Source organism: Streptomyces sp. NPDC102514 (assembly GCF_055584525.1).
The window spans coordinates 83,912-100,112 of sequence record NZ_JBVJLW010000013.1 but is presented as its reverse complement, the minus strand read 5'-3'; the positions used below and the strand labels follow the sequence as shown (position 1 = coordinate 100,112).

The following is a 16,201-nucleotide window of genomic DNA, read 5'->3' as shown; positions in this document are numbered from 1 at the left end:
AATTCGCTGCTGCGTATGTGTGGTTGACGGGGCTGGTGCGACGGGGGTTGTGCGATGGCGGGGTATCGGCCGACGGACTGGCATGTGCTGGATCTGGACAAGGATCCGACGCCTGGGGATCCGGTCCGGGTGAAGTCCCTTGCCAAGAGCCTGCATGACTTCGCCGATGACGTGCAGGATGCGCTGCGGCTCGTCAAGGGCATGGCGGAGGAAGACGCCGTCCTGACGATGGTGGGCAAGACGGCCGAGGTGTTCCGGGACGAGTTCTCGGGTGTGCCGAAGAACTTGAAGAAGCTGAAGAAGTCGTACGACCTGGCGGGGGATGCGCTGGCGGCGTACTGGCCCGAGCTCGAGCGCGCCCAGACGCTGGCCGACAAGGCCCTCGCCAAGGGGCGGGACGCGCAGGCCGATCTGTCCTCGGCCAAGTCCAAGTTGTCGTCGGCTGATTCGTGGGTGACGCGGGCGAACAAGGAAGCGGACAAGTACAAGGACGATCCGACCGGCGGCAAGGATGTCGAGAAGCCGGATGAGGCGAAGGTGCGGGCCGCCACCCGTGACGCGCAGAGTGCGAAGGACGCGCACACGGCCGCTCAGTCGGATGTGACCTCCGCGCAGAGTGCGCTGGACGCGGCGAAGAAGATGGCCGCCGACGCCCGTCAGATGCGTGAGGATGCCGCGGGGGAGGCGAAGCGCAAGCTGGACGACGCTTCCGACGCCGGCATTCCGAACCGTAAGTGGTACGAAGAAGTCGGTGACTGGTTCGTCGACAACTGGGACACCATCGTCGCGGTCTGCAAGGTCGTCGTGGCGGTGCTGGGCATTATCGCGATGATTATCGGGGGGCCGATTCTCGGTGCGATCGTGCTGATCGCCGCGCTGATCGTGCTGGCCGACACCCTCAATAAATATATGAAAGGGCAGGCGTCTCTTTGGGATGTGGCGTTCGCCGCCCTTGACTGCATTCCGGGGATGAAGGGGCTCACCACCCTCGGCGGGCTCGCCAAGGGACTCAAGGGGCTCCGGAGCTTGAACGGGATCAAGGCCGGGATGAAGGGCATGGTCGAGGGCGTGCGCGGCATGAGCGGCGCCTTCAAGGGCGCGGCCCGCATGCCGGGTGGCCAGATCCCCTACCGGGCACTGTCCCCGAAGGCCAGGCAACTCACCCGGGCGCTGGAGAACGGCCACATACCCATCCGGCCCGGCGAGGTGAACGTCTCCCATCTCTCCGAACTCCAGAGCTTCCACGGGGTCGAGCACGCCATCATCCAGAACCCGGCGGGCGATCTGCGTCTCTTCCGGGGGACGGAGCGGACCAGCTCCATTCCGCGGGACCTCAGGGGCCAGGATTACGACTTCATTGCCCATACGCACCCGGAAGACCGAATTCCCGGACCGCCCAACCGAATAGAACAGGCGCAGGGAATGCCCAACAGTATGTCGCGGGACCTGGAGTACAAAGCGTCGGATCATATGGAAGTGGTCGTCAGCCGGGACGGAAACCTGCGGTTCTTCGACGGTGACGGGATCCGTGAACTGCCGCAGGGAACGTACCCTGAGGGTGGTCCGGTGAATCCGTTGGGGTTCATCGTTCCCGTGCAAATGGGATGACCGATGTGCATACGTTGGCATGAACCGCGCCGCGGAAAGGGAAAGCCGTAATGAGTAGTGAATACGCCTCGTGTGTCTTCTGCGGGGAGTTCGTCCTGCACATCCCCGGGTGGGCCAGCGATGTTCCCTCGTACCGGCTCATGCGGGCGACCTGGCGGGAGGAGCACGCGTTCCTCGTCGGGTCGCTGCACTTCTCCTGCCTGCGGGCGTCGGCCGTCCGGGCGGAGTTCGCCGCCGAGTTCGCGCAGATCGCGACAGGGCACGGGAGGGAGATCACGTTCCAGGCGGCCGGCGGGGCCCAGACCCTGGTCCAGCCCGGTCTCGGGTACGTGGAGGAGATCTTCCGGGGCGACGAATGCGCCGTCCACCGCAGCGACACCCGGGACAGCTGGCTCGTACAGGAGCACGCCGGGCCCTGGTACGTGCTGGACCGGCCGCAGATGGAGGAGATCGCGCGAGGGGAGCAGCCTCGTCTCGACCCCGGGGTGGAGCGGATCGTGCTCCCGGGGGAGCCGATGGCGGGCCTTGCCGACGCCACGCTTACTGAACTCCTGGACAGCCTCGGTGTCACGGGCCGGTATCCGGGTCTCGCGGCGGGGGAGCCGGAGTACGAGTTCTGGAAGTACTTCGCCCCCAAGCGCGTACTGGAGTACGCGGTGATCGCGACCCCGCCCCTGCCGGCGGAGGCCGCCGCGTTCCTGCGGGACTACGCCCCGGGGTACCGGCCGATCGACTACGACGCGCTGGAAGGCGACGAGCTGCGGGGCTGAGAAGCCGGACGTCGTGCCCGGAAAGCCCTGCGGCGGCTCGCCGACAGGGCCGGTCCGTCCGAAGAGTTTGACGCGCGTCCCCCCGGGGGTATCCTCTCCGGCTCGATTCGCCAGGTCGCTGCCCCGTATGGCAGACTGTCGGGGTTGCTCGGTTGAGTGCCGATGCTGCGCGCCTCCCGCCGGGAGGACCGGAAGCGAGTCCCACAGTACTCGTCGCCCCAACTGCCCCAGGGCAGCGCTGGAGCGGACGTACGGGAATCTTCCGGGAAGTGTCAGCGGGGTGCAGACCAGGCACCCGGTGGGTGTTCCACCCCCGGTCCTGCGGTCGTCTTTGGGATGGGCCGTGTCCCTGGTAGGGAAATCCGTTTGTGGATATCTCTGCGGTGAGGACGCGACACACCCGACCGCGTGGGTCGGAGACAGGACGCGAACCCGCGGGGTTGCAGAGCGTTTCACTAGACAAAGGACTACTGAGTAGCCATGGCGGGACAGAAGATCCGCATCCGGCTCAAGGCCTACGACCACGAGGTCATCGATTCCTCGGCGAAGAAGATCGTCGAGACGGTGACGCGCACTGGTGCGTCGGTCGCGGGCCCGGTGCCGCTGCCCACTGAGAAGAACGTGTACTGCGTCATCAAGTCGCCGCACAAGTACAAGGACTCGCGCGAGCACTTCGAGATGCGCACGCACAAGCGCCTGATCGACATTCTCGACCCGACTCCCAAGACCGTTGACTCTTTGATGCGACTCGACCTCCCGGCCGGTGTCGACATCGAGATCAAGCTCTAAGGGATGTGGTCTGAGAATGGTTAAGCAGATCAAGGGCATCCTCGGCGAGAAGCTCGGCATGACGCAGGTGTGGGACGAGAACAACCGTGTTGTTCCGGTCACCGTCGTCAAGGCCAGCCCCAACGTCGTGACCCAGGTCCGTACGAATGACGTCGACGGCTACGAGTCGGTCCAGATCGCCTTCGGCGAGATCGACCCGCGCAAGGTGAACAAGCCCCTCAAGGGTCACTTCGCCAAGGCCGACGTCACTCCCCGCCGTCACCTCGTCGAGATCCGTACCGCTGACGCCAGCGAGTACGTCCTCGGCCAGGAGATCACCGCCGAGACCTTCGAGTCCGGCATCAAGGTGGACGTGACCGGCACGAGCAAGGGCAAGGGCTTCGCCGGTGTCATGAAGCGTCACAACTTCCATGGCCTCGGCGCCGGCCACGGTGTCCAGCGCAAGCACCGCTCTCCGGGCTCCATCGGTGGCTGTGCCACCCCGGGCCGTGTGTTCAAGGGCCTCCGCATGGCGGGTCGCATGGGCAACGAGCGGGTCACCACCCAGAACCTGACCGTCCACGCCGTTGACGCGGAGAAGGGCCTGCTCCTCATCAAGGGCGCGGTTCCTGGTCCGAACGGCGGCCTCGTCCTGGTCCGCACCGCGGCCAAGGGGGCCTGAGGTAACGATGAGCACTGTTGACATCATTTCGCCGGCAGGCGACAAGACCGGGACGGTCGAGCTCCCTGCGGAGATCTTCGACGTCGAGAAGATCAGCATTCCGCTGCTTCACCAGGTCGTAGTCGCCCAGCTGGCCGCTGCCCGCCAGGGCACGCACAAGACCAAGACGCGCGCCGAGGTTCGTGGTGGCGGTAGGAAGCCCTACCGTCAGAAGGGCACCGGCCGTGCGCGCCAGGGCTCGACCCGCGCCCCGCAGTTCGTCGGCGGTGGCGTCGTCCACGGCCCGCAGCCGCGTGACTACTCGCAGCGGACCCCGAAGAAGATGAAGGCCGCGGCCCTGCGCCACGCCCTCACCGACCGGGCCCGCAACGCTCGCATCCACGTCGTCTCCGGCGTGATCGAGGGCGACAACCCCTCCACCAAGGCCGCGAAGGTCCTGCTCGGCAAGATCTCGGAGCGCAAGAACCTGCTCCTGGTCATCGACCGTGCCGACGAGGCCGCGCTGCTCTCCGCGCGCAACCTGCCCCAGGTCCACATCCTGGAGCCGGGCCAGCTGAACACGTACGACGTTCTCGTCTCGGACGACGTGGTCTTCACCCAGGCCGCTTTCGAGTCCTTCGTGTCTGGCCCCCAGGCCGCTGACACCGAAGGGAGCGAAGCCTGATGGCTACGCGTCACCCGAGCATTGCCCCCAAGGCGGCCAAGGCCGCCAAGGCCGCGCGCATCGCCAAGGCGAAGCGCCACGAGGCCGAGGGCAAGAACACCGTTGAGACGCCGCTGAGCAAGAGCTTCACGGATCCCCGTGACGTCCTCATCAAGCCGGTCGTCTCCGAGAAGAGCTACGCGCTGCTCGACGAGGGCAAGTACACCTTCGTCGTCGCGCCGGGCGCCAACAAGACCCAGATCAAGCAGGCCGTCCAGGCGGTCTTCTCGGTCAAGGTCACCGGGGTCAACACGATCAACCGCCAGGGGAAGCGCAAGCGGACCAAGAGCGGCTTCGGCAAGCGTGCTGACACCAAGCGCGCCATCGTGACCCTCGCTGAGGGCGACCGTATCGACATCTTCGGCCAGGCCTCCTAACGGAGCGCCCTGGTCCGAATATCGGACGAGGACTGAGAAATGGGAATCCGCAAGTACAAGCCGACTACGCCGGGGCGTCGTGGCTCCAGCGTCGCCGACTTCGTCGAGGTCACGCGGTCCACGCCGGAGAAGTCGCTGGTCCGCCCGCTGCACAGCAAGGGCGGCCGTAACAACGCCGGTCGTGTGACCGTTCGCCACCAGGGTGGCGGACACAAGCGCGCCTACCGCGTCATCGACTTCCGTCGGCACGACAAGGACGGCGTGCCGGCGAAGGTCGCGCACATCGAGTACGACCCCAACCGCACCGCGCGCATCGCGCTGCTTCACTACGCGGACGGCGAGAAGCGCTACATCCTCGCCCCCCGCAACCTGTCGCAGGGCGACCGCGTCGAGAACGGTCCCGGGGCCGACATCAAGCCGGGCAACAACCTGGCCCTCCGCAACATCCCGGTCGGTACCACGATCCACGCGATCGAGCTCCGTCCCGGTGGCGGTGCCAAGTTCGCCCGCTCCGCCGGTGCCTCCGTGCAGCTGCTCGCGAAGGAGGGCCAGATGGCCCACCTGCGCATGCCGTCCGGAGAGATCCGCCTGGTCGACGTGCGCTGCCGCGCCACCGTCGGCGAGGTCGGCAACGCCGAGCAGTCGAACATCAACTGGGGCAAGGCCGGCCGCAAGCGCTGGCTGGGCGTCCGCCCGACCGTTCGCGGTGTGGCGATGAACCCGGTTGACCACCCGCACGGTGGTGGTGAAGGCAAGACCTCCGGTGGACGTCACCCGGTCTCGCCGTGGGGTCAGAAGGAGGGTCGTACTCGTTCGCCGAAGAAGGCATCGAACAAGTACATCGTCCGCCGCCGCAAGACGAACAAGAAGCGCTAGGAGCGGGTTTAGATGCCGCGCAGTCTCAAGAAGGGGCCCTTCGTCGACGACCACCTGATCAAGAAGGTGGACGTACAGAACGAAGCCGGTTCCAAGAACGTCATCAAGACCTGGTCCCGTCGCTCGATGATCATCCCGGCCATGCTCGGCCACACGATCGCGGTGCACAACGGCAAGACCCACATTCCGGTGTTTGTCACCGAGTCGATGGTCGGCCACAAGCTCGGCGAGTTCTCGCCGACGCGCACCTTCCGGGGTCACGTCAAGGACGACCGGAAGTCGAAGCGCCGCTAACGCGGGGTGGAATCGACCATGACAGACACTGGAAGGACAACCATGGAAGCCAGGGCCCAGGCGCGGTACATCCGCGTCACGCCCATGAAGGCCCGCCGTGTGGTGGACCTTATCCGTGGCATGGATGCCACGGAGGCTCAGGCGGTCCTGCGTTTCGCCCCGCAGGCCGCGAGCGTGCCCGTCGGCAAGGTGCTTGACAGCGCCATCGCCAACGCCGCACACAACTACGACCACACCGACGCCGACAGCCTCGTCATCTCCGAGGCGTACGTCGACGAGGGTCCGACCCTGAAGCGGTTCCGTCCGCGCGCCCAGGGCCGCGCCTACCGGATCCGCAAGCGGACCAGCCACATCACCGTGGTCGTCAGCAGCAAGGAAGGAACCCGGTAATGGGCCAGAAGGTTAACCCGCATGGGTTCCGGCTCGGCATCACCACGGACTTCAAGTCCCGCTGGTACGCCGACAAGCTGTACAAGGACTACGTCAAGGAAGATGTCGCCATCCGTCGGATGATGACGTCCGGCATGGAGCGCGCCGGCATCTCGAAGGTGGAGATCGAGCGCACCCGTGACCGCGTCCGTGTGGACATCCACACCGCGCGCCCGGGCATCGTCATCGGCCGCCGCGGCGCCGAGGCCGACCGCATCCGCGGTGACCTGGAGAAGCTGACCGGCAAGCAGGTCCAGCTGAACATCCTTGAGGTCAAGAGCCCGGAGACGGACGCTCAGCTGGTGGCCCAGGCCGTCGCCGAGCAGTTGTCCTCCCGCGTCTCCTTCCGTCGTGCCATGCGCAAGAGCATGCAGGGCACGATGAAGGCCGGCGCCAAGGGCATCAAGATCCAGTGCGGTGGCCGTCTCGGCGGCGCCGAGATGTCCCGCTCGGAGTTCTACCGCGAGGGCCGTGTGCCCCTGCACACGCTCCGCGCGAACGTCGACTACGGCTTCTTCGAGGCCAAGACGACCTTCGGCCGCATCGGCGTGAAGGTCTGGATCTACAAGGGCGATGTCAAGAACATCGCCGAGGTCCGCGCCGAGAACGCCGCGGCCCGTGCGGGTAACCGCCCGGCCCGTGGTGGAGCCGGTGGCGGCGGCGACCGCCCGGCCCGTGGCGGTCGTGGTGGCGAGCGTGGCGGCCGTGGCCGCAAGCCGCAGCAGCAGTCCGCGCCGGCAGCCGAGGCCCCCAAGGCCGACGCTCCCGCCGCCGCTGCCGCTCCGGCCGAGAGCACCGGAACGGAGGCCTGACCGAAATGCTGATCCCTCGTAGGGTCAAGCACCGCAAGCAGCACCACCCGAAGCGCCGCGGTCAGGCCAAGGGCGGTACGCAGGTTTCGTTCGGCGAGTACGGCATTCAGGCCCTCACGCCGGCGTACGTCACGAACCGCCAGATCGAGGCGGCTCGTATCGCGATGACCCGCCACATCAAGCGTGGCGGCAAGGTCTGGATCAACATCTACCCGGACCGTCCGCTGACGAAGAAGCCCGCCGAGACCCGCATGGGTTCCGGTAAGGGTTCCCCCGAGTGGTGGGTCGCGAACGTGCACCCGGGCCGGGTCATGTTCGAGCTGTCCTACCCCAACGAGAAGATCGCCCGTGAGGCCCTCACTCGCGCAGCCCACAAGCTGCCGATGAAGTGCCGGATCGTCAAGCGCGAGGCAGGTGAAGCGTGATGTCGGCCGGTACCAAGGCGTCCGAGCTGCGCGAACTGGGTGACGAGGAGCTTCTTGCGAAGCTTCGCGAAGCCAAGGAAGAGCTGTTCAACCTCCGCTTCCAGGCGGCGACCGGTCAGCTCGAAAACCACGGGCGGCTCAAGGCCGTCCGCAAGGACATCGCGCGGATCTACACCCTGATGCGTGAGCGCGAGCTGGGCATCGAGACGGTGGAGAGCGCCTGATGAGCGAGAACAACGTGACCGAAGAGACCAAGACGAGCCGCGGTTTCCGCAAGACCCGTGAGGGTCTGGTCGTCAGCGACAAGATGGACAAGACCGTCGTCGTCGCTGTCGAGGACCGCGTCAAGCACGCGCTGTACGGCAAGGTCATCCGCCGTACGAACAAGCTCAAGGCGCACGACGAGCAGAACGCCGCGGGCGTCGGCGACCGGGTTGTCATCATGGAGACCCGTCCGCTGTCCGCGACGAAGCGCTGGCGCATCGTCGAGATCCTCGAGAAGGCCAAGTAGTAAGTACCTGAGGGGTTTCCCGCAGGTTGGTTCCGCCAGGCTCGGCAGGGGTTCCCGTGAAGGAGCCCCTGCCGGGAACCGGCAGACAATCAGGAGATAGACGTGATCCAGCAGGAGTCGCGACTGCGTGTCGCCGACAACACTGGTGCGAAGGAAATCCTTTGCATCCGTGTGCTCGGTGGCTCCGGTCGCCGCTACGCGGGCATCGGTGACGTCATTGTCGCCACCGTCAAGGACGCGATCCCCGGCGGCAATGTGAAGAAGGGTGACGTCATCAAGGCGGTCATCGTTCGCACCGTCAAGGAGCGTCGCCGTCCCGACGGCTCGTACATCCGCTTCGACGAGAACGCCGCCGTCATTCTGAAGAACGACGGCGACCCTCGCGGCACCCGTATCTTCGGCCCGGTCGGCCGTGAGCTGCGCGAGAAGAAGTTCATGAAGATCATCTCGCTCGCGCCGGAGGTGCTGTAAGCATGAAGATCAAGAAGGGCGACCTGGTTCAGGTCATCACCGGTAAGGACAAGGGCAAGCAGGGCAAGGTCATTGCCGCTTACCCGCGCGACGAGCGCGTCCTGGTCGAGGGTGTCAACCGGGTCAAGAAGCACACGAAGGCCGGTCCCACCGCTCGCGGTTCGCAGGCCGGTGGCATCGTCACGACCGAGGCGCCCGTCCACGTCTCCAACGTCCAGCTGGTCGTTGAGAAGGACGGCAACAAGGTCGTCACGCGCGTCGGTTTCCGCTTCGACGACGAGGGCAACAAGATCCGCGTTGCCAAGCGGACGGGTGAGGACATCTGATGGCTACCACCACCATTCCGCGTCTCAAGACGAAGTACCGCGAGGAGATCGCGGGCAAGCTGCAGGAAGAGTTCTCGTACGAGAACGTCATGCAGACCCCGGGCCTCGTCAAGATCGTGGTCAACATGGGTGTGGGCGACGCCGCCCGCGACTCCAAGCTGATCGAGGGCGCCATCCGCGACCTCACCACGATCACCGGTCAGAAGCCGGCCGTCACCAAGGCCCGCAAGTCCATCGCGCAGTTCAAGCTGCGTGAGGGTCAGCCGATCGGTGCCCACGTCACACTTCGTGGCGACCGCATGTGGGAGTTCCTGGACCGCACCCTGTCGCTCGCGCTTCCGCGCATCCGCGACTTCCGTGGTCTGTCTCCCAAGCAGTTCGACGGTCGTGGCAACTACACCTTCGGTCTCACCGAGCAGGTCATGTTCCACGAGATCGACCAGGACAAGATCGACCGCGTCCGGGGTATGGACATCACCGTGGTCACCACGGCGACCAACGACGCCGAAGGCCGTGCCCTTCTCCGTCACCTCGGCTTCCCCTTCAAGGAGGCGTAAGCGAGATGGCGAAGAAGGCTCTGATTGCCAAGGCTGCTCGTAAGCCCAAGTTCGGTGTGCGTGGCTACACCCGTTGCCAGCGCTGCGGCCGCCCGCACTCCGTGTACCGCAAGTTCGGTCTCTGCCGCGTGTGCCTTCGTGAGATGGCTCACCGTGGAGAGCTCCCGGGCGTGACCAAGAGCTCCTGGTAGTCCCCATAACTGGGACGACCGGACGCTCTCGGTAAGCAGTGGGTTGGCAGAGGCTCTCCCCTCCATGGCTTAGGCTAGGAGGGTTGGGCGTCTGCCGCCCGGACGCATGTGGGTACAGCCCACTAGTTAACGCTTACTACGCCGTAGGTCCCCGCACCGCACCCGTCCCGCCACTGAGTGGGGAGAGGGATGGCGCATACAGGAAACCCCGGCGAGAGAGGCCGAAGGCCAATTCATGACCATGACTGATCCCATCGCAGACATGCTTACTCGTCTGCGTAACGCGAACTCGGCGTACCACGACGATGTCGCGATGCCCCACAGCAAGATCAAGTCGCACATCGCGGAGATCCTCCAGCAGGAGGGCTTCATCACCGGCTGGAAGGTCGAGGACGCCGAAGTCGGCAAGAAGCTCGTCCTCGAGCTGAAGTTCGGTCCGAACCGCGAGCGCTCCATTGCGGGCATCAAGCGGATCTCGAAGCCGGGTCTGCGTGTGTACGCGAAGTCCACCTCCCTGCCCAAGGTGCTGGGTGGCCTCGGCGTGGCGATCATCTCCACGTCGCACGGTCTCCTCACCGGACAGCAGGCCGGCAAGAAGGGCGTAGGCGGAGAAGTTCTCGCCTACGTCTGGTAGCGGAAGGGAACGGAGGAAACAGCTATGTCGCGTATTGGCAAGCTCCCCATCACGGTTCCCGCCGGCGTGGACGTCACCATCGACGGCCGTACGGTTCAGGTGAAGGGCCCCAAGGGCTCTCTCTCCCACACCGTCGCGGCGCCGATCGAGGTCGCCAAGGGCGAGGACGGCATTCTCAATGTCACCCGCCCGAACGACGAGCGTCAGAACAAGGCCCTCCACGGCCTGTCCCGCACGCTGGTGGCGAACATGATCACCGGCGTGACCACGGGTTACGTGAAGAAGCTCGAAATCAGCGGTGTCGGTTACCGCGTCCTGGCGAAGGGTTCCAACCTGGAATTCTCGCTCGGCTACAGCCACTCGATCACGATCGAGGCGCCCGAGGGCATCTCCTTCAAGGTCGAGAACCCGACACACTTCTCGGTCGAGGGAATCGACAAGCAGAAGGTCGGCGAGGTTGCGGCCAACATCCGCAAGCTGCGCAAGCCCGACCCGTACAAGGCCAAGGGCGTCAAGTACGAGGGCGAAGTCGTCCGGCGCAAGGTCGGAAAGGCGGGTAAGTAAGCCATGGCATACGGTGTCAAGATTGCTAAGGGCGACGCTTACAAGCGTGCTGCCATCAAGCGACGTCACATCCGCATCCGGAAGCACATCTCCGGTACGGCTGAGCGGCCTCGCCTGGTCGTGACGCGCTCGAACCGCCACATCGTGGCCCAGGTGATCGACGACGTTAAGGGTCACACCCTCGCGTCGGCGTCCACCCTGGACACGACCATCCGCGGCGGCGAGAACGACAAGTCCGAGCAGGCCAAGTCGGTCGGCGCCCTGGTCGCCGAGCGCGCCAAGGCCGCCGGTGTCGAGGCTGTCGTATTCGACCGTGGTGGAAACCAGTACGCCGGGCGCATTGCCGCTCTGGCGGACGCCGCCCGCGAAGCCGGACTCAAGTTCTGAGTCCTGTTCCGTAGCTAGCGGAAACAGAGAGAGGTAATTCCAATGGCTGGACCCCAGCGCCGCGGAAGCGGTGCCGGTGGCGGCGAGCGGCGGGACCGGAAGGGCCGTGACGGCGGCGCAGCTGCCGAGAAGACCGCGTACGTCGAGCGTGTCGTCGCGATCAACCGTGTCGCCAAGGTTGTGAAGGGTGGTCGTCGCTTCAGCTTCACTGCGCTGGTCGTAGTGGGCGATGGTGACGGCACCGTGGGTGTCGGTTACGGCAAGGCCAAGGAGGTGCCGGCCGCGATCGCCAAGGGTGTTGAAGAGGCCAAGAAGCACTTCTTCAAGGTCCCCCGTATCCAGGGCACCATCCCGCACCCGATCACGGGCGAGAAGGCCGCGGGCGTCGTCCTGCTCAAGCCTGCCTCCCCCGGTACCGGCGTCATCGCCGGTGGCCCGGTGCGTGCTGTCCTGGAGTGCGCCGGCGTTCACGACATCCTGTCGAAGTCGCTGGGCTCTTCCAACGCGATCAACATCGTGCACGCGACCGTGGCGGCCCTCAAGGGTCTGCAGCGTCCCGAGGAGATCGCGGCCCGCCGCGGTCTGCCCCTTGAGGACGTCGCCCCCGCGGCTCTCCTGCGTGCACGTGCGGGAGCGGGTGCGTAATCATGGCCCAGCTCAAGATCACGCAGAAGAAGTCGTTCATCGGCAGCAAGCAGAACCACCGTGACACCCTTCGTTCGCTTGGTCTCAAGCGGATCAACGATGTGGTCGTCAAGGAGGACCGCCCCGAGTTCCGCGGAATGGTTCACACCGTCCGCCACCTCGTGACGGTTGAGGAGGTCGACTGATCATGGCGGAGAACAACCCGCTCAAGATCCACAACCTCCGTCCCGCCCCGGGCGCCAAGACCGCGAAGACGCGAGTCGGTCGTGGTGAAGCGTCCAAGGGTAAGACGGCCGGTCGTGGTACCAAGGGCACGAAGGCCCGTTACCAGGTTCCGGAGCGCTTCGAGGGTGGCCAGATGCCCCTCCACATGCGCCTTCCGAAGCTCAAGGGCTTCCGGAACCCGTTCAAGACCGAGTACCAGGTCGTGAACCTCGACAAGCTGGCGTCGCTGTACCCGGAGGGTGGCGAGGTCACCGTCGAGGGACTCGTCGCCAACGGTGCGGTTCGCAAGAACAGCCTCGTCAAGGTCCTCGGCCAGGGCGAGATCTCCGTGGCACTGCAGGTGACGGTCGATGCCGTCTCCGGCTCCGCCAAGGAGAAGATCACCGCCGCCGGCGGTACCGTCACCGAGCTGATCTGATCTCTTCAGGCGATTCGATGACTTGAGCGATCCCGACCGGGGATGCCCCACAAAAGGGGCATCCCCGGTTGGTCGTTCCTAGGGGAGCGGTGTCGCCGGTAAGGTGGCCTGCGCTGCTAATTTTCGCCCGGTGTGCCGCCAGGGAACTCCAGGTGGCTTCTGACTGTTAGTTAGCTGTCCGTTACTTATTCGTCGAACCTCAAGACCGTCACCTCTGGCGCACTTGCGCGGGGGTCGCAGGAGGCACCGTGCTCACCGCGTTCGCCCGGGCGTTCAAGACGCCCGACCTGCGCAAGAAGCTGCTCTTCACGCTCGGCATCATCGTGGTTTATCGGGTGGGTACGCACATCCCGATCCCCGGTGTCGACTACAAGAACGTCCAGATCTGTATCGACAACGCGAGCCAGAACCAGGGCCTGTTCGGTCTGGTCAACATGTTCAGCGGTGGCGCTCTGCTGCAGATCACGATCTTCGCACTGGGCATCATGCCGTACATCACGGCGAGCATCATTCTGCAGCTGCTGACCGTGGTGATCCCGCGCCTGGAAGCCCTCAAGAAGGAGGGTCAGGCGGGTACGGCGAAGATCACGCAGTACACGCGTTATCTGACGGTCGCGCTGGCCATCCTGCAGGGCACCGGCCTCGTGGCCACCGCCCGCAGCGGCGCGCTCTTCACCAGCTGCCCGGTGGCCAACCAGATCGTGCCGGACCAGTCGATCTTCGTCACCATCACGATGGTCATCACCATGACCGCCGGTACGGCCGTCGTCATGTGGCTCGGTGAGCTCATCACCGACCGCGGCATCGGCAACGGCATGTCGATCCTCATGTTCATCTCGATCGCCGCCACGTTCCCGTCGGCACTGTGGGCCATCAAGCAGCAGGGCAACCTGGCGGACGGCTGGATCGAGTTCGGCACCGTCATCGCGGTCGGCCTCGTCATGGTCGGCCTCGTGGTCTTCGTCGAGCAGGCCCAGCGCCGCATCCCGGTCCAGTACGCGAAGCGGATGATCGGCCGCAGGTCCTACGGCGGTACGTCCACGTACATCCCGCTGAAGGTGAACCAGGCGGGCATCATCCCTGTGATCTTTGCCTCCTCGCTGCTCTACATCCCGGCGCTGGTGGCTCAGTTCGCAGGTGGGACCTCGGGCTGGAAGACCTGGATCGAACAGAACCTGACCAAGGGCGACCACCCGATCTACATCGCCACCTACTTCCTGCTGATCGTTTTCTTCGCCTTCTTCTACGTGGCCATCTCCTTCAACCCCGAAGAAGTCGCGGACAACATGAAGAAGTATGGTGGCTTCATCCCGGGCATCCGGGCCGGTCGGCCGACCGCTGAGTACCTGGGATACGTACTCAACCGGATCACCTGGCCGGGTTCGCTGTATCTGGGCCTGATCGCTCTCGTACCGACGATGGCGTTGGTTGGTTTCGGGGCAAACCAGAACTTCCCGTTCGGTGGCACCAGCATCCTGATCATCGTGGGTGTCGGTCTGGAGACGGTGAAGCAGATCGAGAGCCAGCTCCAGCAGCGCAATTACGAAGGGTTCCTCCGCTGATGCGAATCGTCCTCGTCGGGCCGCCCGGGGCGGGCAAGGGAACGCAGGCCGCGTTCCTCGCCAAGAACCTGTCGATCCCGCACATCTCCACGGGCGACCTCTTCCGTGCGAACATCAGCCAGCAGACCGACCTGGGCAAACTGGCGAAGTCGTACATGGACGAGGGCAACCTCGTACCGGACGAGGTCACCATCGCGATGGCCAAGGACCGCATGGAGCAGCCGGACGCCGTGAACGGCTTCCTGCTCGACGGCTTCCCGCGGAACGTCTCGCAGGCCGAGGCGCTGGACCAGGCCCTCAAGGCCGATGGTGTGGAACTCGACGGGGTGCTCGACCTGGAGGTCCCCGAGGACGAGGTGGTCAAGCGCATCGCCGGCCGCCGCATCTGCCGCAACGAGTCGAGTCACGTCTTCCACGTGACGTACAGCCCGCCGAAGAAGGAAGGCGTCTGTGACGTCTGCGGCGGCGAGCTGTACCAGCGCGACGACGACACCGAGGAGACCGTCCGCAAGCGCCTGGAGGTCTACCACACCCAGACCGAGCCGATCATCGACTATTACGGGGCCCAGGGCCTCGTGGTGACGATCTCGGCGCTCGGCAAGGTGGACGAGGTCACCAAGCGTGCGATGGACGCCCTCAAGGGTCAGTCCGAGGGCAAGGATCAGCGCGACGAGGACAAGAACGACAGCCGGGGCGACGGCGACAAGTAGTCGTCCCGACCGGTTCGGCCGCGGTGCCCTCCCTGGGCGCCGCGGCCGTACTGTTGTGTACGTAACCCAGTAGGCAGAGAAGACGGAGAGCGCGGGCCCCCATGGTGCAGATCAAGACCCCCGAGCAGATCGCCAAGATGCGTGAGGCGGGCCTGGTCGTCGCCGCCGTCCACCGTGCGACGCGGGAAGCCGCGGTACCCGGTGCCACGACCCGGGATCTCGACCAGGTCGCCCGCAAGGTGCTCGACGAGCACGGCGCGAAGTCGAACTTCCTCGGCTACGGGGGCTTCCCCGCCACGATCTGCACCTCGGTCAACGAGGTCGTCGTCCATGGCATCCCGACCGATGACGTCGTCCTGAAGGACGGGGACATCATCTCGATCGACGCCGGCGCGATCATCGACGGCTGGCACGGGGACGCGGCGTTCACGGCCTTCGTGGGCTCCGGTCACGCTCCGGAGCTCCTTGAGCTGTCGCGGGTGACCGAGGAGTCCATGTGGGCGGGGATCGCGGCGATGAAGCTGGGGAACCGGCTCGTCGACGTGTCCCGGGCGATCGAGACGTACATCCGGCGCCAGCCGAAGCCCGGTGGCGGCAAGTACGGGATCGTCGAGGACTACGGCGGCCACGGCATCGGGACCGAGATGCACATGGACCCGCATCTGCTGAACTACGTCGAGCGGCGGCGGGGGAAGGGGCCGAAGCTGGTGGCCGGGTTCTGCCTCGCCATCGAGCCGATGGTTTCGCTGGGGACGCCTCGGACGGAGGTGCTCGCGGACGACTGGACCGTCATCACCACGGACGGTACGTGGTCGTCCCACTGGGAGCACTCTGTCGCTCTGACCGATGCGGGGCCGCTTGTCCTTACCTCCCCTGACGGGGGTAAGGCGAAGCTTGCGGAGTACGGGATCACTGCCGCGCCTGATCCTCTGGCGTAGGGCGCCCTCCGGGGAGGCGGGTCCCCTTGGGGGGCGGGTGCGGGTTCGGTGGGGGCTGGTCGCGCCGTTCCCCGCGCCCCTTCAGGGGCTGCGCCCCTTCGAAGGCGGAAGACTGCGCCGTTCCCCGCGCCCCTAAAAGATTTCGCTGTTCCCCGCGACCCTGAAAGCGCGCCCCTCTTGGGGCGGGTCTCTGCTTAGGGATCTTGAACGTGGGGCAGACTTTCTCGATTCGTCTTTCCGGGGGCCCTGGCGTAGACTGACTCGTCGGCTCTCGTGCATCCGCATGTCTGCATGTGGTAAGCGCGGAGTCGATCAAGG

The 16,201-nt window shown here is 65.6% G+C and carries 25 protein-coding genes and 1 pseudogene; all 26 read left to right on the top strand.

All coding sequences use genetic code 11. The features are described 5' to 3' along the window. Positions 1-54: 54 nt before the first annotated feature. Positions 55-1,083 (top strand): annotated as a pseudogene (locus ACZ60E_RS29560) (putative T7SS-secreted protein); the annotation flags it as partial. Between the two features lie 575 nt (positions 1,084-1,658). Further along, complete coding sequence (locus tag ACZ60E_RS29555; RefSeq protein ID WP_469444373.1) at positions 1,659-2,378, top strand: hypothetical protein; 720 nt, start codon at positions 1,659-1,661, stop codon at positions 2,376-2,378. Between the two features lie 480 nt (positions 2,379-2,858). Continuing rightward, positions 2,859-3,167 carry a 30S ribosomal protein S10 gene (gene rpsJ / locus ACZ60E_RS29550; protein WP_003948644.1) on the top strand — a complete coding sequence of 103 codons (309 nt, stop codon included), beginning with the start codon at positions 2,859-2,861 and terminating at the stop codon, positions 3,165-3,167. A 16-nt stretch (positions 3,168-3,183) separates the two neighbouring features. Then, on the top strand, positions 3,184-3,828 hold the full coding sequence (gene rplC, locus ACZ60E_RS29545) for a 50S ribosomal protein L3 (protein WP_384801243.1): 645 nt from the start codon (positions 3,184-3,186) through the stop codon (positions 3,826-3,828). A gap of 7 nt (positions 3,829-3,835) precedes the next feature. After that, on the top strand, positions 3,836-4,492 hold the full coding sequence (rplD, locus tag ACZ60E_RS29540; protein ID WP_384801246.1) for a 50S ribosomal protein L4: 657 nt from the start codon (positions 3,836-3,838) through the stop codon (positions 4,490-4,492). After that, positions 4,492-4,908, top strand: a complete 417-nt coding sequence (rplW, locus tag ACZ60E_RS29535; protein WP_107022195.1) for a 50S ribosomal protein L23 — start codon at positions 4,492-4,494, stop codon at positions 4,906-4,908. The genes rplD and rplW overlap by 1 nt, the downstream gene beginning before the upstream one ends. A gap of 39 nt (positions 4,909-4,947) precedes the next feature. Then, positions 4,948-5,784 carry a 50S ribosomal protein L2 gene (gene rplB / locus ACZ60E_RS29530; RefSeq protein WP_028805741.1) on the top strand — a complete coding sequence of 279 codons (837 nt, stop codon included), beginning with the start codon at positions 4,948-4,950 and terminating at the stop codon, positions 5,782-5,784. Positions 5,785-5,796: 12 nt separating this feature from the next. Next, positions 5,797-6,078, top strand: coding sequence for a 30S ribosomal protein S19 (gene rpsS / locus ACZ60E_RS29525; protein ID WP_006376029.1), 282 nt, complete (start codon positions 5,797-5,799; stop codon positions 6,076-6,078). A gap of 42 nt (positions 6,079-6,120) precedes the next feature. After that, positions 6,121-6,468 carry a 50S ribosomal protein L22 gene (rplV, locus tag ACZ60E_RS29520; RefSeq protein ID WP_030619142.1) on the top strand — a complete coding sequence of 116 codons (348 nt, stop codon included), beginning with the start codon at positions 6,121-6,123 and terminating at the stop codon, positions 6,466-6,468. After that, a complete protein-coding gene (gene rpsC / locus ACZ60E_RS29515) occupies positions 6,468-7,319 on the top strand; it encodes a 30S ribosomal protein S3 (RefSeq protein WP_107022196.1) in 852 nt (283 codons plus the stop codon). The genes rplV and rpsC overlap by 1 nt, the downstream gene beginning before the upstream one ends. A 5-nt stretch (positions 7,320-7,324) precedes the next feature. Further along, positions 7,325-7,744, top strand: coding sequence for a 50S ribosomal protein L16 (rplP, locus tag ACZ60E_RS29510; RefSeq protein ID WP_099500627.1), 420 nt, complete (start codon positions 7,325-7,327; stop codon positions 7,742-7,744). Beyond that, a complete protein-coding gene (gene rpmC, locus ACZ60E_RS29505; RefSeq protein WP_003998824.1) occupies positions 7,744-7,968 on the top strand; it encodes a 50S ribosomal protein L29 in 225 nt (74 codons plus the stop codon). Before rplP ends, rpmC begins: the two co-directional genes overlap by 1 nt. Further along, positions 7,968-8,255 carry a 30S ribosomal protein S17 gene (gene rpsQ, locus ACZ60E_RS29500; RefSeq protein WP_107022197.1) on the top strand — a complete coding sequence of 96 codons (288 nt, stop codon included), beginning with the start codon at positions 7,968-7,970 and terminating at the stop codon, positions 8,253-8,255. The genes rpmC and rpsQ overlap by 1 nt, the downstream gene beginning before the upstream one ends. Before the next feature lie 102 nt (positions 8,256-8,357). After that, a complete protein-coding gene (gene rplN, locus ACZ60E_RS29495; protein ID WP_003992364.1) occupies positions 8,358-8,726 on the top strand; it encodes a 50S ribosomal protein L14 in 369 nt (122 codons plus the stop codon). Between the two features lie 2 nt (positions 8,727-8,728). Further along, positions 8,729-9,052, top strand: a complete 324-nt coding sequence (gene rplX, locus ACZ60E_RS29490) for a 50S ribosomal protein L24 (RefSeq protein WP_055513601.1) — start codon at positions 8,729-8,731, stop codon at positions 9,050-9,052. Continuing rightward, positions 9,052-9,609, top strand: coding sequence for a 50S ribosomal protein L5 (gene rplE / locus ACZ60E_RS29485; RefSeq protein WP_107022199.1), 558 nt, complete (start codon positions 9,052-9,054; stop codon positions 9,607-9,609). Before rplX ends, rplE begins: the two co-directional genes overlap by 1 nt. A gap of 5 nt (positions 9,610-9,614) precedes the next feature. After that, entirely contained in the window at positions 9,615-9,800 is a 186-nt protein-coding gene (locus ACZ60E_RS29480; RefSeq protein ID WP_003948630.1) for a type Z 30S ribosomal protein S14, read from the top strand. Positions 9,801-10,035: 235 nt separating this feature from the next. After that, positions 10,036-10,434: a 30S ribosomal protein S8 gene (gene rpsH / locus ACZ60E_RS29475; RefSeq protein WP_081218894.1), complete on the top strand. Its 399-nt coding sequence runs from the start codon at positions 10,036-10,038 to the stop codon at positions 10,432-10,434. A gap of 24 nt (positions 10,435-10,458) precedes the next feature. Continuing rightward, positions 10,459-10,998 (top strand): 50S ribosomal protein L6, encoded by a 540-nt coding sequence (gene rplF, locus ACZ60E_RS29470; protein ID WP_107022200.1) that lies wholly within the window; start codon positions 10,459-10,461, stop codon positions 10,996-10,998. Positions 10,999-11,001: 3 nt separating this feature from the next. After that, complete coding sequence (rplR, locus tag ACZ60E_RS29465; RefSeq protein WP_107022201.1) at positions 11,002-11,385, top strand: 50S ribosomal protein L18; 384 nt, start codon at positions 11,002-11,004, stop codon at positions 11,383-11,385. Between the two features lie 42 nt (positions 11,386-11,427). Further along, positions 11,428-12,030 (top strand): 30S ribosomal protein S5, encoded by a 603-nt coding sequence (gene rpsE, locus ACZ60E_RS29460; protein ID WP_055513610.1) that lies wholly within the window; start codon positions 11,428-11,430, stop codon positions 12,028-12,030. 2 nt (positions 12,031-12,032) lie between these two features. Beyond that, positions 12,033-12,215 carry a 50S ribosomal protein L30 gene (gene rpmD / locus ACZ60E_RS29455; RefSeq protein WP_107022202.1) on the top strand — a complete coding sequence of 61 codons (183 nt, stop codon included), beginning with the start codon at positions 12,033-12,035 and terminating at the stop codon, positions 12,213-12,215. A gap of 2 nt (positions 12,216-12,217) precedes the next feature. Continuing rightward, on the top strand, positions 12,218-12,673 hold the full coding sequence (gene rplO, locus ACZ60E_RS29450; RefSeq protein ID WP_107022203.1) for a 50S ribosomal protein L15: 456 nt from the start codon (positions 12,218-12,220) through the stop codon (positions 12,671-12,673). Between the two features lie 248 nt (positions 12,674-12,921). Beyond that, entirely contained in the window at positions 12,922-14,235 is a 1,314-nt protein-coding gene (secY, locus tag ACZ60E_RS29445) for a preprotein translocase subunit SecY (protein ID WP_210882047.1), read from the top strand. Next, positions 14,235-14,945: an adenylate kinase gene (locus ACZ60E_RS29440; protein WP_384801259.1), complete on the top strand. Its 711-nt coding sequence runs from the start codon at positions 14,235-14,237 to the stop codon at positions 14,943-14,945. The genes secY and ACZ60E_RS29440 overlap by 1 nt, the downstream gene beginning before the upstream one ends. A gap of 101 nt (positions 14,946-15,046) precedes the next feature. Then, a complete protein-coding gene (gene map, locus ACZ60E_RS29435; RefSeq protein WP_385832569.1) occupies positions 15,047-15,883 on the top strand; it encodes a type I methionyl aminopeptidase in 837 nt (278 codons plus the stop codon). Positions 15,884-16,201: the final 318 nt, after the last annotated feature.